General features: G+C 62.7%; 17 protein-coding genes and 1 pseudogene. 6 read left to right on the forward strand and 12 right to left on the reverse strand.

Annotation, left to right across the window (positions count from 1 at the left end; genetic code table 11):
- Positions 1–9 precede the first annotated feature (9 nt).
- From FKL89_RS17340 to FKL89_RS17350, 3 genes and pseudogenes are all read left to right on the forward strand, one after another.
- A complete protein-coding gene (locus FKL89_RS17340; protein ID WP_156863988.1) occupies positions 10–1,167 on the forward strand; it encodes an ABC transporter permease in 1,158 nt (385 codons plus the stop codon).
- A 9-nt stretch (positions 1,168–1,176) separates the two neighbouring features.
- A pseudogene (locus tag FKL89_RS17345) lies at positions 1,177–1,374 on the forward strand (ABC transporter permease); the annotation flags it as partial.
- A 243-nt stretch (positions 1,375–1,617) separates the two neighbouring features.
- Positions 1,618–2,784, forward strand: coding sequence for an ABC transporter permease (locus tag FKL89_RS17350; RefSeq protein WP_156863989.1), 1,167 nt, complete (start codon positions 1,618–1,620; stop codon positions 2,782–2,784).
- A 280-nt stretch (positions 2,785–3,064) separates the two neighbouring features.
- Here the strand turns inward: FKL89_RS17350 and FKL89_RS17355 are convergent, their stop codons facing one another.
- The 5 genes from FKL89_RS17355 to FKL89_RS17375 form a co-directional block, all read right to left on the reverse strand.
- The gene (locus FKL89_RS17355) at positions 3,065–5,725 is read right to left on the reverse strand and encodes a M16 family metallopeptidase (RefSeq protein ID WP_162527567.1); all 2,661 of its coding nucleotides are present in this window, start codon (positions 5,723–5,725) and stop codon (positions 3,065–3,067) included.
- A 189-nt stretch (positions 5,726–5,914) separates the two neighbouring features.
- On the reverse strand, positions 5,915–7,729 hold the full coding sequence (locus FKL89_RS17360; protein WP_420361129.1) for an ABCB family ABC transporter ATP-binding protein/permease: 1,815 nt from the start codon (positions 7,727–7,729) through the stop codon (positions 5,915–5,917).
- Entirely contained in the window at positions 7,726–8,688 is a 963-nt protein-coding gene (locus FKL89_RS17365; protein WP_156863991.1) for a response regulator transcription factor, read from the reverse strand. The genes FKL89_RS17360 and FKL89_RS17365 overlap by 4 nt, the downstream gene beginning before the upstream one ends.
- Positions 8,689–8,795: 107 nt before the next feature.
- Positions 8,796–9,950, reverse strand: coding sequence for a cardiolipin synthase ClsB (gene clsB, locus FKL89_RS17370; RefSeq protein ID WP_156863992.1), 1,155 nt, complete (start codon positions 9,948–9,950; stop codon positions 8,796–8,798).
- Positions 9,947–10,708: an endonuclease/exonuclease/phosphatase family protein gene (locus FKL89_RS17375; RefSeq protein ID WP_156863993.1), complete on the reverse strand. Its 762-nt coding sequence runs from the start codon at positions 10,706–10,708 to the stop codon at positions 9,947–9,949. The genes clsB and FKL89_RS17375 overlap by 4 nt, the downstream gene beginning before the upstream one ends.
- A gap of 69 nt (positions 10,709–10,777) precedes the next feature.
- On the opposite strand from FKL89_RS17375, the gene FKL89_RS17380 reads away from it, so the two are divergent.
- Positions 10,778–12,049 (forward strand): MFS transporter, encoded by a 1,272-nt coding sequence (locus FKL89_RS17380; protein WP_156863994.1) that lies wholly within the window; start codon positions 10,778–10,780, stop codon positions 12,047–12,049.
- Here the strand turns inward: FKL89_RS17380 and FKL89_RS17385 are convergent.
- Positions 12,046–13,209 (reverse strand): PQQ-dependent sugar dehydrogenase, encoded by a 1,164-nt coding sequence (locus FKL89_RS17385; RefSeq protein WP_156863995.1) that lies wholly within the window; start codon positions 13,207–13,209, stop codon positions 12,046–12,048. The genes FKL89_RS17380 and FKL89_RS17385 overlap by 4 nt on opposite strands.
- Positions 13,210–13,278: 69 nt before the next feature.
- Entirely contained in the window at positions 13,279–13,656 is a 378-nt protein-coding gene (locus FKL89_RS17390) for an RNA recognition motif domain-containing protein (protein ID WP_156863996.1), read from the reverse strand.
- 303 nt (positions 13,657–13,959) lie between these two features.
- Between FKL89_RS17390 and FKL89_RS17395 the strand changes: the two genes are divergently transcribed.
- Entirely contained in the window at positions 13,960–14,643 is a 684-nt protein-coding gene (locus FKL89_RS17395) for a Bax inhibitor-1 family protein (RefSeq protein ID WP_156863997.1), read from the forward strand.
- A gap of 194 nt (positions 14,644–14,837) precedes the next feature.
- Here the strand turns inward: FKL89_RS17395 and FKL89_RS17400 are convergent, their stop codons facing one another.
- From FKL89_RS17400 to aptA, 4 genes are all read right to left on the reverse strand, one after another.
- Entirely contained in the window at positions 14,838–15,674 is an 837-nt protein-coding gene (locus FKL89_RS17400; RefSeq protein WP_156863998.1) for an ABC transporter permease subunit, read from the reverse strand.
- Positions 15,664–16,458, reverse strand: a complete 795-nt coding sequence (locus FKL89_RS17405; protein ID WP_156863999.1) for a taurine ABC transporter ATP-binding protein — start codon at positions 16,456–16,458, stop codon at positions 15,664–15,666. The genes FKL89_RS17400 and FKL89_RS17405 overlap by 11 nt, the downstream gene beginning before the upstream one ends.
- A 25-nt stretch (positions 16,459–16,483) precedes the next feature.
- The gene (tauA, locus tag FKL89_RS17410; RefSeq protein ID WP_156864000.1) at positions 16,484–17,482 is read right to left on the reverse strand and encodes a taurine ABC transporter substrate-binding protein; all 999 of its coding nucleotides are present in this window, start codon (positions 17,480–17,482) and stop codon (positions 16,484–16,486) included.
- A 129-nt stretch (positions 17,483–17,611) separates the two neighbouring features.
- Entirely contained in the window at positions 17,612–18,970 is a 1,359-nt protein-coding gene (gene aptA / locus FKL89_RS17415) for an omega-aminotransferase AptA (protein WP_156864001.1), read from the reverse strand.
- Positions 18,971–19,054: 84 nt separating this feature from the next.
- On the opposite strand from aptA, the gene FKL89_RS17420 reads away from it, so the two are divergent.
- The gene (locus FKL89_RS17420) at positions 19,055–20,548 is read left to right on the forward strand and encodes an aminotransferase-like domain-containing protein (protein WP_156864002.1); all 1,494 of its coding nucleotides are present in this window, start codon (positions 19,055–19,057) and stop codon (positions 20,546–20,548) included.
- Here FKL89_RS17420 and FKL89_RS17425 read toward each other — a convergent pair.
- Positions 20,538–21,800: a 3-deoxy-D-manno-octulosonic acid transferase gene (locus FKL89_RS17425; RefSeq protein ID WP_156864003.1), complete on the reverse strand. Its 1,263-nt coding sequence runs from the start codon at positions 21,798–21,800 to the stop codon at positions 20,538–20,540. The genes FKL89_RS17420 and FKL89_RS17425 overlap by 11 nt on opposite strands.
- Between the last annotated feature and the right edge of the window lie 36 nt (positions 21,801–21,836).

Consider the following 21,836-nt stretch of genomic DNA (forward strand, 5'->3'; position numbering starts at 1 on the left):
ATTGATCCGATCATGCTGTTCAAACTGATCCTGAAGAACATCTTCCGCGCGCGGCTGCGCAGCCTGCTGACCATTGTCGGGCTGGTCATCGCGGTGATTGCCTTCGGTCTGCTGCGCACTGTAGTGGATGCCTGGTACGCGGGCTCGGATATGGCCTCCGCGAATCGCCTGGTCACGCGCAACTCGATATCGCTCACCTTTACGCTGCCCACCTACTACACCGAACGCATCCGTGCGGTCGACGGTGTGACACAAATCTCGGCCAGCAACTGGTTCGCTGGCATCTATCTGGAACCGAAGAATTTCTTTCCGCAGTTCGCCGTCACCGTCCCGGTGTTCTTCGATCTGTACCCCGAGTTTCTGTTGCCGCCAGAGCAGATGCAGGCGATGCTGCGCGACCGTACCGGCTGCATCATCGGTCGCGCGCTGGCCGAAAGCTACGGCTGGAAGATCGGTGACAAGATCCCGCTGCAAGGCACGATCTACCCGGGCACCTGGGAATTCACCGTGCGCGGCATTTTCGACGCGCGCGACGACACTACGGTGACACGGCAGATGTACTTCCACTGGGACTATCTGAACGAGCGAGTCAAGCAGAGCTTCCCCCGGGCTGCGGACCGCGCCGGTGTGTTCGTCGTCGGCATCAAGGACGGCCAGCGCGCCGCAGAGCTGAGCGCAGCCATCGACAATGAGTTCAAAAACTCGATCGCCGAGACATTGACCGAGACGGAAAAGGCATTCCAGCTCGGCTTTGTCGCGCAGTCCGAGGCCATCGTCGGCGCCATCCGGATCGTCAGCTTCGTGGTGATCATCATCATCCTGGCCGTAGTGGCGAACACCATGGCGATGACCGTTCGCGAACGCATCAGCGAGTACGCCACGCTGAAGGCGCTCGGCTTCGGGCCTAGCTTCGTGGTGTCCCTGATTTTTGGCGAATCGCTCTGCCTCACCTTGCTCGGCGGCTTACTCGGCATCGCGCTGAGCTTTCCGGTGATCGCCACCTTCAAGAGCCTGATCGGCACCATCTTCCCGGTATTCAGGCTGTCGCAGGAGACGCTCTGGTGGCAGCTTGGTGCGGTGATCTTCGTGGGCGTGCTGGCAGCCATCCTTCCGGCGATCCGCTCGGCCCGCATCCGCATCGTGGATGGCCTGCGCCACGTCGCGTAGCTGCAACCCATGAAGATCCCCTTCAGCTACATCCTGCGCAACCTGTGGACACGGCGCCTGACCACCGCCCTGACCGCGGGCGGCATGGCGCTGGTGGTGTTCGTGTTCGCTGCCGTACTGATGCTCGACGCGGGTTTGCGCAAGACCCTGGTCGCCACTGGCAGCGCCGACAACGTGATCCTGCTGCGTCAGGGCGTGCAGACCGAAAAATCGCTCTGCCTCACGCTGCTTGGTGGCCTGCTCGGCATCGCGCTGAGCTTTCCGGTGATCGCCACCTTCAAGAGCCTGATCGGCACCATCTTCCCGGTGTTCCGGCTGTCGCAGGAGACGCTCTGGTGGCAGCTTGGTGCGGTGATCTTCGTGGGCGTGCTGGCAGCCATCCTCCCGGCGATCCGCTCGGCCCGCATCCGCATCGTGGATGGCCTGCGCCACGTCGCGTAGCTGCAACCCATGAAAATCCCCTTCAGCTACATCCTGCGCAACCTGTGGACACGGCGCCTGACCACCGCCCTGACCGCTGGCGGCATGGCGCTGGTGGTGTTCGTGTTCGCTGCCGTTCTGATGCTCGACGCGGGTTTGCGCAAGACCCTGGTCGCCACCGGCAGCGCCGACAATGTGATCCTGCTGCGCCAGGGCGTGCAGACCGAAATCCAGAGCGGCGTCAGCCGCGAGCAGGCGGCACTGGTGGAGACCAATCCCGCAGTGGCGCGCGACCAGCGCGGCGAGCCAATGGTGTCGAAGGAAATCGTGGTGCTGATCGGAGCACCGAAAAAAGGTGACACCAAGCCGCAGAACGTGATCGTGCGCGGCCTCACGGTGGCCGGTATCAGCCTGCGGCCGCAGGTGAAGTTGATTGAAGGCCGCTGGTACCAGCCGGGGGCGAGCGAAATCGTGGTCGGCCGCAGCGTCAACACCGGCTTCGAAGGCATGGAACTCGGCCAGAGCACCCGCTTCGCCGGGCGCGACTGGCGAATCGTGGGCGTCTTCGATGGCGGTGCCTCAGGCTTTGACTCGGAGGCGTGGGGGGACGTCGAACAGCTCGGTCAGGCGTTCCGTCGCTTTGGCTACTCCAGCGTGATTGCGCGAATGACGGACCGCGGCCAGTACGAACGTCTGAAGGCAGATATCGAGACTGATGTCCGGTTGAAGCTGGACGTCAAGATCGAGCCTCTTTTCTACGAGGAGCAGAGCAAGGCGCTATCGACCTTTCTCTCCATTCTGGGTCTCGCGCTGTCGCTGATCTTCTCGATCGGCGCCATCATCGGCGCCGCGATCACCATGTACGCCGCCGTGTCGAACCGTATCGGCGAAATCGGCACGCTGCGCGCGCTGGGATTTCGGCGCACGTCAATCCTCTCGGCCTTTCTTCTCGAATCGATGCTGCTGGCGCTACTCGGCGGCGCCGTGGGTCTGGCCTTTGCGTCCTTCCTGCAGCTTTTCACGGTGTCGACACTGAATTTCGCGTCGTTCTCGCAGCTTTCGTTCGGTTTTCACCTGACGCCGGCGATCGTGGTGCAATCCACGGTGTTTTCGTTGGTGATGGGCGTCATCGGCGGCTTTCTGCCCAGCGTTCGTGCCGCGCGCATGGAAATCGTGGATGCCCTGCGCGCGGGCTAGGGCCTGTTCACACTATTTTCGCGAGATGCGTTGTCACGAGACGGCGATGGATGCAAGGAGCACTGCGCCGGTCGTGGTGGCTCCACGGCCAAGCAGGGCGACGCAGCAGACGCGCCGTCTCGTGGCAACCCTTCGGGGCGTGTCGTATTTTCGCGCCCGGTGTTGTTGCGAAGCCCTTGTGGTGCCCGCACCACGGCGGCCTTCGCGCCTAACCGTGCATCGAAAATACGACCGCCGCACTCGCGAAAATAGTGTGAACAGGCCCTGGCAACTGTTCAGGTTACTTAACCTTCGAGAAATCCCCAGCAACAAACGACGACAGCTCGGGCATGCGCAGATACTTGCGCAGCGTGGCATCGAAATCGGCACGGGTGAGCCTGGCGATACGACCCTCGAGGTCGGCGACGAAAGTGAACGTGCGATCAGCGTCAGCCAGCGTCACCAGCTGCGCCGCCAGCGTGGCGTCCTGCGAGCGGCGTACCAGCCGCTGGTCGAGCAGTGACTGACGCTGGGCGTTGAACTCCTCGTCGGTGAGCGCGTTGCCGGCCAGCAGCTTCTGCAGCTCGTCCTTCAGCGCGGCTTCGGCCCTGGCTGCGTTTTGCGGATTGGCGATGTAGCCGAACGTCCAGCTCGCTGCATTCGAGAAGGTCGGTACCGCGAGCGTACTGAAGACGTCGTAGCTCAGACCCTCCTTTTCACGCACGCGCTGAAACAACCGCGCACCTGCGGACCCGCCAACAATGAAATCCGCCAGCACCAGCGCCGGGTAGTCTGCGGCCTTGTCCTGCAACGGGAAGGCGACACGCGCCACAAACGTGGCGTTTTCCTTGTCCGGAGTGGCGATCTTCTCGACCTTGGCAACCACGGAGCGATGCTCGCGATTGACCCGGGTGAACGGTGCTGGTAGTTTGCTGCCGCCGAACGCAGCAGCCAGTGCGGTCTTGACGCTTGCGGTGTCGAAATCGCCAACGATTGCGATCTCGGCGGCCGACAACCCGCGCATCGCGGCGGCGTAACGCAGCACTTGTTCGCGGGTGACCGCCTTGAGCTCGGCAATGTGTTCAGCCACCGTTGGCACATAGCGAACATCGCCACGCGGGTAATGCGAAAAGTGACGCTCCATCGCAGTAAAGGCAACGCTCTCCGGATCCTTGGCGGATTCTTCCAGGGCAGTGATGGCTTCCTTGCGAACCAGCTCCAGCTCGTCAGCGGGGAAGGTCGCCGTGCGGTAGGTCTGTGCGATGAAAGCGATGAGATCGTTGACGTGTGCTTTCTTGGTCTGGAACGAGCCGCCGCCAAGACCGAGGCCGCCGCTGGCGCGGAGCGCGTCGAGACGGTCGCGGATCTGCTGGCGGTCCAGCCCTTGCGCGCCACGCATCAAGAGCGCGCTGGCCAGCTCGTCAACAGCCGACTTGCCGGCGCGTGACTTTTCGTCGCCGTAGCCGATGCGGATCGCGAGCTGCACGGTACCGCCGCGCGTTTTCTTCGGCAGCAACACCACCTTCATGCCGTTGGCCAGCGTGAAGCGCTCGCTGCGCTTGTCGATGTTTGCCGCACTCGGTTCAAAGGCTTCGCCGTCGGCCATGCTGTCATCGCCGCGATAGCCGGCGAGCAGGGTGCCAAGTTCCGGCGCCGGCGGCATTTCGGCGCGATCAGGTTTGTCAGTGGCGAGGAAGCGGCCCAGCGTGCGGTTCTGTGGCTTGAAATAGGCCTTGGCGACCCGCTCGACATCGGCCAGTGTGACCTTGCCAATACGGTCACGCTGGTAGAAGTAGAAACGCCAGTCGCCAATCGCTACCGCCTCCGACAAGGCAACGGCGAAACGCCCGCTGTCGGCGATCGTCTGGTCGTAACTCTTGGCGTATTGCAACTTCACGCGGTCGAGCTCGGCCTGGGTAAACGGTTTGCGCGTTGCCGATTCAATGGTGGCGAGCATTGCCTCGCGCGCTTTATCAACTGATTGCGATTTGTTCAACGTGACCCAGAAGCCGACCAGCGTCGGGTCGAACATGAGGTCGCTTTCGTTATCAACCGATACCGCCAGTTTCGATTTGACCAACGCTTGGTAGAGCCGCCCTGCCGGCTCGGACGTCATCAGTGCCATCAGCACCTGGATCGCCGCCGCATCGGGGTGGGCAGCGGCGGGGACACGGTAGGCCGGGAACAGGATCTGGCTGTCGCCAACCCGGCGCACGGTCACTTCGCGCTCGCCGTCCTGGGTGGGCTCGACTGTCCACAGTTTGGGCAATTTCCGAGTCGGGCGGGCCACCTTGCCGAAGTAGTCAGCAATCCAGGCCAGCGTCTTGGCGCTGTCAATCTTGCCCGCCACCAGCAGCACGGCGTTGTCCGGCTGATAGTAAGTGCGGTAGAAGGCGCGCAGATTATCGATACCGACGTTTTCGATATCGCTGCGGTTGCCGATGGTGGAATTGCCGTAGTTGTGCCACATGAACGCCGTGGCAAAAACCTTCTGGTACAGCGCCCACTGTGGCCGGTTTTCACCCATCTCGAACTCGTTGCGGACCACCGTCATTTCGGTGTCGAGCTCTTCGCGCAGGATGTTGGAGTGGACCATGCGATCGGCCTCCATCTCCAGCGCCCACTTCAGGTTGTCGTCACTGGCGGCAAAGCTCTCGTAGTAGTTGGTGCGATCAAGCCAGGTGGTGCCGTTGTTGATGAAACCACGATTGGCCATGTCCTGCCAGAGTTTCGGGTATTTCGGCGTTGACTTGAACAGCATGTGCTCGAGCAGATGCGCCATACCAGTCTCGCCATAGCCCTCGTGCCGGGAACCGACGAGATAGGTGATGTTGACAGTGACCTTCGGATTGGAGGCGTCGGGAAACAGCAGTACCCGAAGCCCGTTGGACTTCAGCGTGTATTCGCTGATGCCTTCCACCACCGGGCCGACGTCAAACGCGGCAGCGGGAGGGGCCGCCATCGGCACAGGTTGTGCAGCGAGCGAAGCAGCCAGCAACAGGCAAGCAGCAGCAAACGGACGGAAAGGCGAAGAGAGTGACAACACCATGATGGTATGCAGAGTGAAGCGCTGAGGCTGATTTCGCCGATTATGCGTGCTGCCTCGCTGCCACCGCGCGGAATGCGACGAACGTCGAATTCCGGGGTTTGTTCAGACGCCGGCGTGCTCGGCCTGCAGCGCCCAAAGGCGTGCGTAGAGCCCTTGTGCGGCAAGCAGTTCGGCGTGCGTACCACGCTCGGCGATGCCACCTGTATCCATGACCAATATGCAGTCGGCGTCGACAATGGTGGACAGCCGGTGAGCAATGATCAATGTGGTGCGCTCACGGCTGACCGCGCGGATCTCGGCCTGAATCGCCTTTTCGCTTTCGGAATCGAGCGCCGATGTCGCCTCGTCGAAGATCAGGATGGCGGGGTTCTTGAGTAGCGCTCGGGCAATTGCTACCCGCTGCTTTTCGCCACCAGAGAGTTTCAGGCCGCGTTCGCCCACTGTCGTTTCCAGCCCCTTGGGCAGCCGGGCAATGAAGTCGTCGAGTCGCGCCGCGCGAATCGCCGCCTGCAACTGGGCCTCGCTCGCTGACGGCATGCCGTAACTCAGGTTGTAGCCGAGCGTATCGTTGAACAGCACGGTGTCCTGCGGGACAATGCCGATGGCGGCTCGCAGACTGGCTTGGGTGTAGTCGCGAATGTCGCGCCCGTCAACGCGAATGCTGCCGACAGTGACGTCATAGAAGCGGAACAGCAGCCGCGCCAGCGTGCTCTTGCCACCCCCGCTGGGGCCAACCACGGCAAACGTTTGCCCGGCTGGCACGTGAAAGTTGACGCCGTGCAGGATGCTGCGATCACTCTCATAGGAAAAGTGCACGTTGTCGAACACCACATCGCCTGCCGGTGGCGCATCGGCACCGAGCGCTACCGCACCGGGGCGATCGGCAACTTCCTGATGCTCGGCCATCAGGCTGAACATGCGCCCCATGTCGGTCATCGATTGCCGAATTTCGCGATAGATGACACCCAGAAAGTTGAGCGGGACGTAGAGCTGGATCAGGAAGGCATTGACCAGCACCAGATCACCCACCGTCATGCGACCGGCGATAACGCCCTCAATCGCCCGCCACATCACCAGCGTGGCGCCAGCAGCGATGAACAGGCTTTGCCCGAGGTTGAGCAGCGACAGCGAAGTTTGTGAGCGAACGGCCGCCCGCTCCCAGCGTTGCAGGCTCTCGTCATAGCGGTCTGCCTCGAAGCGTTCGTTGCCGAAGTATTTGACCGTTTCGTAGTTGAGCAGACTGTCGATCGCCTTTGAATTGGCTTTCGAGTCGAGCTCATTCATCTCCTTGCGAAAGGTGGTGCGCCATTCGGTGACAAAGATGGTGTAGGCGATGTAGCCCACCAGCGTGATCAGGGTGATGGTGACAAACGTCCAGTCATAGTTCCACGCCAGCACGCCGCAAACCAGCGCAAACTCCACCAGCGTTGGCAGAATGGAGAACAGCACAAAGCTCATCAGCGAGGTGATGCCGCGTGTGCCACGCTCGATGTCGCGGGTCAGGCCACCAGTCTGCCGCGCCAGATGAAAACGCAGCGACAGCCGGTGCAAATGTTCAAATGTCTCCAGCGCGATGCGGCGGACGGCCCGCTGCGTCACCTTGGCGAAAAAGAACTCGCGCAGTTCGGTCAGCAGCGTGACCGAAAACCGCGCCAGACCGTAAGCCAGCAACAACAAGAACGGCACCACGACAACCGCCTTGCCAATGCTTGCAGCACTCAGGTCATCGACGATCCACTTCAGCACCATCGGCACTGTCACGTGTGCGACCTTGGCCAGCAGCAGGCAGGTCATCGCCACCGCGATGCGGGCCTTGTACTGGGCCAGGTAGGGCACCAGCAAGCGGATGGGGTTGGGGCGCGGCGCGCCGGGCGGCAGCGGGTCGCCGGGTGGCACTGTGGGGTGGCGCCTGCTCACGGGCGCGACAGTTTTCCGGCGATCGCGAATTCGCGCAAGGTGTTGAGGAATTCCTGCATGCGCGTCGGCTTGGTGAGATAAGCGTCACAGCCGGCGAATTTGGCGCGCAGGCGATCGACAGCACCGGTGCGCGAGGTGAGCATGATCAGCACCGAGGGGCACTGTGCGCCGAGCGCCCGCAATTTGCGCAGGACCTCGGGGCCACGCATACCCGGCATCTCGAAGTCCACCAGCGCGACGTCGTAAACCTTGTCTGCCGCCTTGCGCAGCCCCGTCTCACCACCATCGGCAGTATCAACGGCAAAGCCCACCTTGACCAGAGCAGCTGAGATGGCTTCCCGCGAGAAATGCGAGTCGTCGATCACCAGAACATTCAGCGCCCGCTGCCAGGGCAAGCCGGCGCTGGCAGTGATGGCAGCCAACGCAGCGGAGTCAGCGTTGGCCGGTTTGGCAGGTGGCGCGGGCTCAGGGGTCGAATTGGCGGATGCGGGCGCCGGTGCATCGCTTGTCGCGTCCGGGTCGTCCACCGTCGCTACGCCGGCAACATCACTTTCGACCTCGTTTGCTGCGCCAACGGCGCCGACCGATGCGGACGTCGGCCCCGGCGGCATCCAGCCGCTGCGAATGCGGTTGATCGCCTGGGCGAGGGAGAACAGCATCTGACCATCCTGCGCCACCTGATAGAACGGCGCATCGCTTTCGAAGCGTTCAACGATGCCAATCGCCGGGCAGGGACCAGACCATCCGCTCAACGCAGTCGCGCCATCCGGCAACAAGGCGTTGGCAATCAGCAGATCGCCGTCGTCGTCAACTACGGTGAGGCTAACGCCGGCCCCGGGTGGTCGCCGCAAAAACAGTCGGAGCAGTTCGCGATCCCGCGAACTGAAACCGGCAAGGCGAACGGACTGGATCGTTCTCTGTTGCGGCGGTTCAGTATCCGTGGACGCAATTTCTGACATCTTTTGATTATAGGAAGCCCTCGCCAGAGCGCCATGCACACGTGCGCTTGAGCCGCCGCTGTCCGGATATTCTGTCGATCAGCGACAACAGGACTGCGGATGACGGCTTAATGCCGCCCGTAACCAAGAACACTCATCAGGCCGCGGGCGACACCGTAGAGCACCCAGGTCAAAATCCGGTCGAGAATGGGCCGGTTGCTCCACCGCGCGCGGTGAATGGCGACGGAGTCGTTGCGAATCGCCGTTTCCAGGCTGTGCAGCAGCTGGCCGGCAAATTCGGCATTGCGCACAAACACATTCGCCTCTCGCGCCAGCAGCAGGCTGAAAGGGTCGATATTGGAGGAACCTACCGTCGCCCAGTCGTCGTCGACCACCGCCACCTTGGCGTGCAGGAAGCTCGGGCGGTATTCGTAGAGTTCAACGCCGGCGTCGAGCAGCGTTCCGTACAACGCACGCGTGGCATAGTGCTGCAGCAGGTACTCCTGTCGCCCCTGAAGCAGCAGCCGCACCCGCACCCCCCGACGACGGGCGCGTAGCAGGGCGCGGCGGAAACGGCGCCCGGGAAAGAAGTAGGCGTTGGCGATCAGGATGTCGCTTTTCGCCGCGAGGATGGCAGTGAGGTACTCACGTTCGATGTCACGCCGGTGCTGCACGTTGTCACGGAAAGCGAACCAGGCGTGATGGTCTCCGACGGCATTGGCAACCGGTGGAAAGGCAGCAATCGCCGCACGCAAATGGTCAATGCCGTGCTGATGAAGCCGCGACCACAGCTCGCACATCGCCTTGTGAATGGGTTCCAGCAGCGGGCCTTCCACACACACGGCGTAGTCGAAGCGCGGCGACCTCGGCTCCGGCATGTTGAGGTCATCGATGATGTTGATGCCGCCGACGAAGGCGATACGGCCGTCGACCATCGCCAGCTTGCGGTGCAGGCGGCGCAGGCGCGAACGACGCAGCTTGTTCCACGAGGTCTCCGGGCGAAACACCGCCACCTCGATGCCCTGCCCGCGCATCCAGTCACCGACCTGCCCGATGTGACTTGCCGAGCCAAAGCCGTCGTGCACCACGCGCACCGCCACGCCACGTGCCACGGCACGCGCCATCGCCTCGGCGATGCGGCGACCCGTGGCGTCGTCGGCAAAGATGTAAGTTTCAAGCCGCACCTCGCGCTGCGCTGAATCAATCGCCCGTTCCAGCGCCGGAAAGTACTCGCCACCGCACTGCAGCAGGCGTACATGGTTGCCGTGGTGGTACGGCCTCACGCCAGCACCAGATTGGCCGCCAGCGGCGCATGATCGGACAGCCGGGACCAGTCGCGACCGCGATGGACCTGGGCGCTCTGAACGTGAAAGCCACGCACATAAATGCGATCCAGTCGCAGGATGGGCAGGCGCGCCGGAAAACTGCGAGCCGGACGCCCGCGGGTCGTCTCGAATACTTCGTGGGCACCGATTTCCCCGAGGGGATCACCAGCGCGATGCCGCCAGTCGTTGAAATCGCCAGCGAGGATCAACGGCGCATCCTTGGGTACCAGCGTATTGATGCGTGCGCAGACGGCTTCCACCTGTTTGCGCCGGGAGCGGCCGAACAGACCCAGATGCACACAGACACAGTGCAGGTTCGCTGGCCAACCGGGAATCTCGATCTCAGCGTGCAGCAGCCCGCGCTGCTCGAAACGATTGGTGGAAATGTCCTCATGATCGCAGCGAATCATCGGGAAACGCGACAGGATTGCGTTGCCGTGGTGACCGTCTTCGTAGACTGCGTTGCCAGCGTAGGCAGCGGCCGGCCATTGTGTCTCCGCCAGAAACTCATGCTGGGGTGCATCGGGCCAGGCCTCATGCCGTTCGACATGCTTCGTGTTGTGGCCGACAACCTCCTGCAGGAAGACGATGTCGGCCCCCATCATGCGCAGGCGCTCCCGCATATCGTGCACCACAATGCGGCGGTTGAAGTGCGAAAAGCCCTTGTGAATGTTGTAAGTCGCCACCGTCAGCGACGCGGATTTTCCGTGCGGCATGAAGTGAAGCCTATCGCAACTGCGCGTCGGCGTCCTGCACGCGGACAGCCTTGCTATGCTCTGCGGGAGATGCCCGACTACCGTTTTTCTGACCTGCTGCGCCAGCGCACCTTCGTGCAGTTCTGGACCACCCGGCTGGCGGGCACGGCTGCCAACCAGATGTTGATGGTGGCGGTGGGCTGGCAGATGTATGAGCTGACCGGCAGCGCCTGGGATCTCGGACTGGTCGGGCTCTACCAGTTTCTGCCGGCGCTGCTGCTGACACTGGTCGCGGGCTATGTGGCGGATCGGGTTAACCGGGCGCGCATTGTGGCCGTCTGTCTGGTCGTGCAACTGGTGGCTGCCGGAATGCTGGCGGTGGCGAGTTACCAGTTTGAACGCGACGCCGGAACGCCGTCCCTTCCCGCGCAATTGCTGTCGCGGGATTTGCTGCTTGCCGTGTCAGTGCTGCTGGGCGTCGCCCGCGCCTTCCAGATGCCAGCCCAGCAGGCGTTGATCGCCCTGCTGGTACCGACGCAGCTGTTGCCGCGAGCGATGGCCTTCAGCGCTTCCGGCCTGCAGGCAGCAGTCATCGCCGGGCCAGCGGTTGGTGGTGTGATCTACGTGGCGGGCGCGGCAGCGGTGTACGGCACCTGCGCGCTGCTTTTCGCGCTGGGGATGGTGCTGGCGTTATGCCTCCGTTACGAACACTCGCCACCCCGCAGCGAGCGACCGAGCATGGCTACGCTGCTGGCTGGCGTGCGCTTTATCTTTGAGCGCAAACTGCTGCTGGGCGCCATTTCGCTTGACCTTTTTGCGGTGCTGCTCGGTGGCGCTACTGCGCTGCTGCCCATGTTCGCCCGCGACATTCTGCATGTCGGCGCGTGGGGGTTGGGGTTGTTGCGCGGGGCTCCGGCAGTCGGCGCCCTGATGATGTCAATTGCGCTGACACGATGGCCCGTATCGCAGGGCGTGGGTAAACGGTTGCTTGCTGCCGTGGCCGTGTTTGGTATCGCTACCGTGGTGTTCGGCGTCTCGACCAATTTCCTGCTCTCGTTGATCGCATTGGCCATCACCGGTGCGGCAGATATGGTGAGCGTGGTGATCCGGCAGACGCTGGTGCAGCTGGAAACGCCCGACGACATGCGTGGGCGCGTCAGTGCGGTGAACTCGGTATTTATCGGCGCCAGCAACCAGTTGGGCGAGTTTGAGTCCGGCGCCACCGCAGCCTGGCTCGGACCGGTCGGCTCGGTCGTTGTTGGTGGGCTGGGAACGGTCGCGGTCGCACTGGCGTGGCTACGCTGGTTCCCGACGCTGGCGCAGCGCGACTCGCTGCAAGGCGACGGCGTCAAACCCGGTTAGGGTGAAACGCGCAGTATCTTGCCATTGCGTTCGTCAGTCAGGACGTACAGGTAGCCATCAGGTCCCTGCCGCACATCGCGGATGCGCTCATTGCGTTCACCGAGCAGTCGCTCTTCAGCCACCACGCGTTCGCCGTCAAGTGTGAGACGAGCCAGATGCTGGCCGGCAAGGGCGCCGACAAACAGCGAACCTTTCCACGCTGGAAACCGGTCGGCCGTGTAGAAGGCCATGCCCGACGGCGCAATCGACGGCACCCAGTAGTGAACGGGCGGCTCCATGCCTGCCTTGCCGGTGCTGTCATGCAACTTTTGTCCGGAATAGTCGATACCGTAGCCGACAACCGGCCAGCCATAGTTCTTGCCAGCCGCCGGGATGTTGATCTCGTCCCCCCCTTTGGGGCCGTGCTCATGCGTCCACAATTTGCCGGTGACCGGATGGATGGCTGCGCCCTGCAAATTGCGGTGGCCATAGCTCCAGATTTCCGGCTTGGCGCCGGTCTTCCCGACAAACGGATTGTCCTTCGGAACGCTGCCGTCGGGATTGATGCGAATGACTTTGCCCAAGTGCGAGTCGAGGGCCTGGGCGCGATCTTTTGCGACGTAGCGTTCACCGGTGGTGACATAAAGCGAACCATCGCGTGCAATGGCAATCCGCGAGCCAAAGTGATGCCCACCAGCAACGATATCGGCCTGCGCAAAAATCAGTTTCACCTCCGTCAGTGCCATATCGGCGAGCCGCGCACTGACCACTGCCGTGCGGGCACCGCCTTCCACCGCCTGCGCGAACGAGAGATAAAGCCGGCGACTCTGCGCGAAGTCCGGCGCTACGGCTACGTCGAGCAGTCCGCCCTGATTCACGGCGTGCACCGATGGCACGCCGGCAATCGGCGCGCTGACCTTGCCGTCAGCGGTGACCACACGCAGGCGGCCAGCCCGTTCGGTTACCAGCATGCGCAGCGGGCCGTCGCCAGGCAGAAAGGCGAGCGACCAGGGGTGATCGAGCCGTTCGGCGACCACCGTCGCCGTGGCGCGACCTGAAACCGCATTTGACAGGGTAGATTGGGCAGCCGCGCTCGCCACCGTAATCAGCGCGGCTGCGGTGAGGGCCAGCAGTCGTCGAAGATTGTGGCCTCCGGTCAACTCTGATCTGCGTTCGTACATCACAAAGTCCTCGCCAAAAAACAAAAAAGCCGGGCGAACCCGGCTTTTTCACGTTGCAGACAGCAACGATTAGTAGTTGCCACCGCCGTAGCCGCCACGGCCACCGCCACCGCCACCACCGCCGTAGCCGCCACCGCCGGTACGCGGACCGCGGAAACCACCGCCGCCACCAGGACCGCGCGGCGGACGATCGCCGGCCGGAGCCGGACGCGCTTCATTGACGACCAGCGGACGACCTTCGATCGACTTGCCGTTCATGCCTGCGATCGCGGCTTGTGCAGCCGCGTCAGTTGCCATCGTGACGAAGGCAAACCCGCGCATACGACCGGTTTCGCGGTCCATCGGCAGGTGAACATCCGACACTTCGCCAAAAGTGGCGAATTCCGAGCGAATCATATCCGGCGTAGCGCGGAAGCTGATATTGCCCACAAACAAACGATTACCCATAGTGTGTAAATCTATCCTTGACTAACAAAAAACGCGGATTTCAAGGACTCGTCAGTATCGCAGCCGCTCGAAAAGCAGCCCACACACTCGGGAACCAGGAAACTCGCCAGGGCGAGGAAAAACGCTTCTATACGCAGTGACGTTCATCCACGTGATCGAAAGAATGCCACAAATTTCGTTTTTGTGCTTGCTTTTTTTGTTTTTTCGTTTGTAAATGACCAATTCTGCGTGATTTCCCGGTTGATACGCAGAAACTTTGCCCTACATTACGGGCGTTCTGGACTTATTGCCCTGGAGGCTCACTTGAGCAGTGACAACGTAACCCCCATCGCTTCCGGCGATTTCGTCGCCGCATCGCAAAACCGCGTTCTGCGCAACACCTATCTGCTGCTGGCGATCTCGCTGTTGCCCACCATCGCCGGCGCGGCGCTGGGCGTGACGCTTGGCTTCAAGGGCTTTGGCGCCTGGTGGCTCAACTTCGTGATCCTGATGGGTGCCGTGATGGCATTTGGCTTCGGCATTGAGCGCACCAAGAATTCCGGCGCCGGTGTGGCGGTGCTGCTGGCGTTCACGTTCTTCATGGGCTTCTGGCTGTCGGTACTGCTCGGCCGCATCCTGGTGCTCAAGGATGGCGCCACACTGATCGCCTACGCGTTCGGTGGCACCGCACTGATCTTTGCCGGCATGGCGGCCATCGCATCGAGCATCAAAACCTCGCTGTCCGGCATGGGCAAGTTCCTGTGGATCGGCTTCTGCGTGATCCTGCTTGCGGCCATCGGAGGCATCGTGTTCCAGATGCCGGCGCTGATGATCACCTGCTCGGTGTTGTTCATCGGCCTGTTTTCGGCGTGGACGGTGTACGACCTGAACCAGATCATCACTGGCGGCGAGACCAACTACATCACGGCGACGCTGTCGATCTACGTCAATTTGTTCAATATTTTCAGCAACTTGCTGAGTCTGCTGGGTCTCAGCAGCAGCGACTGATCGCGGGCTGCAACCGCACGAAAAGGCTCCTGCGGGAGCCTTTTTTCCTTGTGCCAGTCTTTCATCTTTTTGGCTAAATGACCAAGAGACAAGGGCCGAAGGCCGTATTCGACGAAAGTCGATATCCTGCTTTTTTGGCCACTGAGCCCAGTTCACACGGGCATTCTGGAGAAAAGCTGATTCCCGCCGAAGTGCTACACGCGCCCCTTCCACGGCACTAGCCACTGCTCGATGCGGCGCATCAGGAGGTCAAACAGGTAAGCGACCACACCAATCACGATGATGCCCATGATCACGATGTCGGTGCGCAGGAAGTTTGACGCGTTGAGCACCATCTGCCCCAACCCCTCGGTCGCTGCGACCATTTCCGCTGCAACCAGCGTGGTCCAGCCGAAACCAATGGCGATGCGCATACCGGTGAGAATTTCCGGCAGCGCCGCAGGCACGATGACATGCCAGATTACCTGCCACTTCGACGCGCCCATCGAGTAAGCCGCATTGATCTGCTCGATAGTGACCGACTTCACGCCGGCCCGCGCTGCCATTGCCAGTGGCGCGAAGCAGGCCAGGTAAATCAGGATGATCTTGGCCGTCTCGTCGATGCCGAACCAGATCACGATCAGCGGCAGGTACGCGAGCGGCGGCAGCGGCCGGTAAAACTCGATCGGCGGATCGAAAATGCCGCGCATCACGCGCGACACGCCCATTGCCACACCGACCGGCACCGCCGTCAGCACGGCAAGGAAGAACGCCGAGAACACGCGGATCATGCTCCACATGAAGTGCTCCGGCAGCGCCTTGCCGCCCTGAATGTCGCCTTTCATGGCGCTCACGAAGGCGCTGAAAATCTTCTCCGGCGTCGGCAAAAACAGATCCCTGATCCAGCCGAGATGGGTAGCGAGCCACCAAAACGCCAGCAGGAGCACCACCGTGACCACGCTGATGACCACACTGCTGCCCTCGCCGGGCAGGCTGTAGCCCTTCACCGCGCGGACGGTTGGCGGCGCGGTGCCGCGCGGGTCACTGGCCATCGTCAGCCCCCGGTGACGCGTGGATCAGCGCCAGCACTTCCTCGCGCATGTCGATGAAGGCGGGCGACGACTTCACCGCCCGCGAATCCTGGCAGTCGATGAACTGCTTCGAGAAAGGCGGTTGAAAGCGGTGAGCAATGCGGCCCGGCGACGGCGTCATCACGATCAGCTCGGTGGCGAGAAACAGCGCCTCCTCGACGCTGTGAGTGATGAAGAAAAACATCTTCTTCGTCTGCCACCAGAGGTTCACGATCAGGTCCTGGATGTGCGCGCGGGTCAACGCATCGAGAGCGCCCAGCGGCTCGTCCATCAGCATCACAGCAGGATCGCTCGCCAGCGCCCGCGCCACGCCGGCGCGCTGCTGCATGCCCCCGGAGATCTGGTAGATCGGGTAGTCAGCATACTTTTCGAGTTGCACGAGGCGCAGTTTGTCCATGGCGATGGCACGCCGCTCGGCTTTCGCCATGCCGCGCATGCGCAAGCCGAATTCAACGTTCTCCAGCACCGAAAGCCACGGCATCAGCGCGTGCTTCTGAAACACCACGCCGCGTTCGGCGCCGGGGCCGAGCACAGGCTGCCCGCCCAGCAGAATCTGCCCGCTGGAGGGCGGCATGAAGCCGGCGATACAGGACAGCAAGGTGGTCTTGCCGCAGCCGGAGGCGCCAAGCGCGACGACAAAGTCGCCCGGCTTCATGCTGAGGTTGACGCCGGATAGCGCCAGCGTGCCCTGTCCGTTGGTTCCTGCGTAGTTGACGCTGAGGTTGCTGATCTCGAGTGTCGACACCGGGTTCAGGCCTCGCGGTCGACGACTACTTCGCCACCTCGGCCGCGTAGCTGGCGTTGACGACTGCCGAATAGTCCGACAAGGTCTTCTCGATCTGCTTTTGCGAGAGCTGAAATTCAGCCGTGGCTGCCAGCGCTTTGGCGGCGATCGCCGCCTTGCCGCCGCCCAGCCAACGGGTCGCCTGCTCTTTCGCACTCGGAAACTTGTAGAGTGCAATGGCCGCAGGGACATCTTCCGGTTTGGAGCCCGACCACTTGGCGATTGCCTTCACCTCAGCGCCATCGGCCTTCCAGTTCTTGCCCCCATCGCGATATTTCGCATCCGCGTCGGCCATCACCTTGACGAACTTGATCATGAAGTCGCGATTGGCCTTGGCCCAGTCCTTGTTGGCGACGTAGCCGTCAAAGGTGGCCTTGCCGGTAGCGGCCGTGATCTGGCCGGAGGTGATCACCACCGCGCCATCCTTCTTGGCCTCAGCCAGCACAGGGTCCCAGATGAAGGTGGCGTCGATGTCGCCGCGCTGCCAGGCAGCACGCACTTCCGGCGGCCGCATGTTGAGGATCTTCACGTCAGCGGGATTGATCTTGGCCTGATCCAGCGCCACCATGGTGTGGAAGTGGGTGGTGGAGTTGAAGGGCATCGCGATGCGCTTGCCCTTCAGATCGGCCACTTTGGCGATGCCGGAACCTTTCCTCGCCACCAGCGCCTCGGCGTCGCCGATGTCATCGAGAATCCAGAACAGTTCCAGCGGTTCGCCGCGCGACACTGCTGCCGCAATGCCGGCAGAGCCCACTTCGCCCACCTGTACCGCGCCAGAGGCCATCGCCTTGATCACCTCGCCGCCACCACCGAACTGCTTCCAGTTGATCTTGTAGCCGGTCGCTGCTTCGAGGGCCTTGGCTTCCTGCGCCATGCGATAAGGCACCACCATGTCCTGATAACCGATGGTCACCTCTTTCGCCTGCGCGAAGACCGATGTCGAAACAAGCGCTGCGACCGCGCCGGCAAGCAATCCACGATTCATGGTTGGTGTCCTCTCGAAGAAGTCAAACAATCCAGCACTGTAGCCGACGCTACCGCCGCCGGCCACCAATTTATTCGGCTAACGATATGAATCGCAGCGCACTACGCACTTTCCGGAACCGCCAATGCCTCATGCCTTGGCCAGCACGTCGCGCATGACCGAGACGACGTGGTCGATGTGTGATTTCTCGCTGATGAAGGGTGGCGCGATGATCAGGTTGTCGCCGGTGCTCTTGATGTTGACGCCCGCATCAAACAGGCGCTTCTGCATCTCGTGGCCACGCGCACCGGGCGTACCGTCCACCGCCACTTCCACCGCTGCCAGCATGCCGACGGCGCGGATGTCGACCACTACCGGCAAGTCGGACAGCGAGAACATGGCATCGATGAAATACGGCGACATCTGCGCCGCCCGCTCGACCAGTTTCTCCTTGCGGAAAATGTTCATCATGGCGAGACCCGCCGCTGCACACGCGGGGTGCGCGCTGTAGGTGTAGCCGTGGAAGAACTCGATGCCCTTCGCCGGGCCGGCGTTGGTGATGGTGTCGTAGATATCGGTGCGGGCAGCCACCGCGCCCAGCGGCTGTGCGCCATTGGTGATGGCCTTCGCCATCGTCATCAGGTCGGGCGTCACGCCAAACGCCTGCGCAGCGAAGTTGGCGCCCATGCGGCCCCAGCCGGTGATCACCTCGTCGAACACCAGCAGGATGCCGTGCTGGTCGCAGATTGCGCGCAGGCGGTCGAGATAGCCCTTGGGCGGTGGCAGGCAGCCGAACGATCCGGCAGTGGGTTCCACAAACACTGCGGCGATGTTTTCGCCGCCGTACAGCGCGCAGTAGCGCTGCAGATCGTCAGCCAAGTCGGCCCCGTGTTCGGGTTGGCCCTTGACGAATTTGTTCTGCGGCAGCGCCGTATGCCGCATGTGATAGACGCCCGGCAAACCTACGCCGAACGCCTTGCGGTTGTTGATCATGCCGGCCAGCGCCACGCCGCCCATGTTGACGCCGTGATACGCCCGCTCGCGACTGATGAAGAGCTGGCGGTGACCCTGCCCACGGGCACGGTGATAGGCCAGCGCCATCTTCATCGCGCTGTCGATCGATTCCGACCCGGAACAGACAAAGAAAACCCGGTCGAGCCCTTTCGGCGTGAATTCGGCCACCTCACGGGCGAGCTGGAAACCAAGCGGATGGCCGCGCGTGAAGGGCATCGAATAGTCGAGCGTGGTCAACTGCTGGTAGACAGCTTCGGCGATTTCCGGCCGGCAGTGACCGGCGGCGACGCAGAACAGGCCGGACGAAGCATCCAGCAGTTTGCGGCCGTCGGCCGTCCACAAATACATGCCTTCGCCCTTGACGAACATCCGCGGCTCCGCCTTGAACTCCTTGTTAGGCGAGAACGGCATCCAGTAGTTGTCAAGCGCGTGGGCGTCCTGCGCAAAGGCGCTGGCGGTGGTGACGGTATTAAGATGGGGGTCAGCGTGGCCCATGGTTGGCATCCTTGACGCAAAACGGTCGGCAGTCGGAACAGTCGACAGGGTAGGCAAGCGCCAGGCGCGACAATAGAGCCAGTTATGCGACAGCGATTAGGCCAGTTGTGGCAAACCCGGTTTGCCCTGAGCGATCCTACCGAGACGCTGCAACAGCGTATCGCCGGGATGCTGCGCCGCGCCGTACTGGAGCGGGCCATTCCACTGGATGCCCCGCTGCCCTCAACACGGGAGCTGGCGTCCGAGCTGGGCGTGGCGCGTGCCACTGTGGCGATTGCCTACGAACGGCTGCAGATCGAAGGCGCCATCGAGTCGCGTGAGCGGCGCGGCTTTTTCGTAACCGCCACGTTCGCGCAGAAGCGGCCAGAGTTTCACGAGAGTGACCAGCTCTCATTACTGCCACCACCCGACTGGGCCCGTCACTTCCGCTCGCTTGACGTACCGTATTGCCCGGTACGCAATCCGCAGGACTGGTACCGCTATCGCTACCCCTTTGTCTATGGTCAGATCGATGCCCGGCTGTTCCCGCTGGCCGACTGGCGGGAATGCGTCGAACGCGCGACCAAGCAGGAAAGCGTCGAGACCTGGACGGTGGATCGTGGCGACCAGGATGATCGCGATCTGATCGAACAATTGCGCACCCGGGTGCTGCCACGGCGCGGCGTATGGGCTGCTGCGGACGAGATTCTGGTGACGGTCGGCGCCCAGCAAGCGCTGTATCTGATCGGCCAGTTGCTCGGCGGACAAGGGCGGCGGATTGCGGTGGAGGAGCCCTGCTACCCCGATGTGCGTGCCATCTTTGCGATGACCGGGGCGAGCCTGCTGCCGCAACCGGTGGACGCGGAGGGCATGCGTCTGACCGCCATCGGCGTCGATCCCGCGTCGGCGCCCGATGTGGTGGTAGTGACGCCATCGCACCATTGCCCAAGCGGTGCCCGCATGAGCGGCGAGCGGCAGCGTGCCCTGCTGTCGTGGGCGACCGAGTGTGACGGCCTGATCGTCGAGGACGACTACGAGCCACAGCTCGGGTCCGGCCATGACACGTGTCCGGCCATGAAAAGTATCGACATGAACGGCCGCGTCTTCTATGTGGGCAGCCTGTCGAAGACACTGGCGCCTGGGCTCAGGCTTGGTTACGTGGTGGCACCGCGCGAGGCGATTGTGGCGCTGCGCCGCCTGCGTCGCCTGATGCTGCGGCATGTGGCAAGCAACAACGAACGCGCGCTGGCACTCTTCCTCGCGCAGGGGCACTTTGAATCGCTGCAACGCCGGCTGGGCCACGCCTATCAGGTGCGACTGAAGCTGTTGCGCGAAGCGCTGGCGAAATCGTTGCCGACGTGGCACATCGAGAGCCCGGAGGGCGCTGGTTCCTCGCTATGGGTGCGGCTGCCGGAAGGCTTGACGGCGGAGTATGTGGTGGCGCGTGCGCGCGATGCTGACATTGTCGCCGAGCCTGGCGGTGGCTTCTTCGGCGGCACACCACCGGGAGAGTACCTGCGCATGGGGATCTCGGCGATTCCGACGCATCTGATCGCGGAAGGAGTGGCAGCGCTGGCCGAAGCCGTGTCTACGGCGTGAGTTGCAGCAGGGCCAGGGTACGGGCGGTGGCGCCACGGTGCGCAGCGACGAACTGGCGGGCCGCATCGGCTGCCTGTGCGCGCGCCTGCGGCTCATCCAGCAAGGCAGCAACAGCATCGAGTGCGGCGGGTGCGTCGTTTACTGCCAACGCGGCACCGGCCGCCAATGCCTCGTCGGCAGCCTGCTGGAAATTGAACACCGAAGGTCCAAGGATGACCGGCACGCCGAGCGCGCAAGGCTCGATCAGGTTCTGTCCGCCGGTGCCAGCCAGCGTTCCCCCCATCACCACGGCAACGGCTTCTGCATAGTAGGCCAGCATTTCGCCCATGCTGTCGCCAACGACGACCTCGGCGTTGGCGTCAACCTCCACTGCGCTGCGACGAGCAACGCGAAAGCCAAGCTCGCGGGCAAGTGCCACGGTGCTGTCCCACCGTTCCGGATGACGTGGCACGATCACGGCAACCGCCTGCTGGCGAAGCGGATGAGTCGCCAGCACCTGCAGCAGCAGGGTCTCCTCGCCTTCCCGCGTCGAGCCGGCCACCCAGAACGGTCGCCCATGCGAGAGCAATTGCGCCAGGCCGCGGCCCTGTTCGTTGATATCAGCAGGAACATCGAGATCGAACTTGATGTTGCCGGTGACGTGAACGTTGCCGCCGCCAAGGGCACGAAAGCGCTCGCCATGCGCTTGGGATTGCGCTGCAATGCCGGCAAGCAGGCCGAGCATGCGTCGCGTCAGTTCACCGCCTTTCGCATAGCCAGCGGCGGAACGCTGTGACAACCGCGCGTTGATCAGCCAGAGTTTCACGCCCGAACGACTGGCAACGTCGCAAACACCGGGCCACAGCTCGGTTTCGACCAGCAGGCCCAGTTTCGGCCGCGCCGACGCAAAAAAGCGCTGCAAAAGCCATGGTGCGTCAAACGGCAGGTAGCAGATTGCAGTGCCGACGCCGGTTTGCTGGCCAAGCAGCGATTGCAGCGTCGCCCGCCCGGTAGGTGTTGTGCAGGTGATCAGCAGTCGCTGCCCGCGCAACTGCAGTGCGCGTACGACCGGCAGCACTGCGCGGGCCTCACCAACCGAAACTGCATGAATCCACACGTCGAACGGCCCAACAGGCTGCGCCCGTCCCAACCGCTCGCGCCAATGCTGGCGATAGCCCGGATTCAGCCGGCCTTTCCACCAAAGCCGCAGCAGCGCAAAGGGCAAGACCAGCCGCCATAGCGCGCTGTAGAAAAGACGGAACCAGAGGGGCATGGCAGGAGATTATGGCCTGCCAGAGTCATCGGCTTC

The organism is Casimicrobium huifangae (genome assembly GCF_009746125.1).
In the GTDB taxonomy this organism is placed as follows: domain Bacteria; phylum Pseudomonadota; class Gammaproteobacteria; order Burkholderiales; family Casimicrobiaceae; genus Casimicrobium; species Casimicrobium huifangae.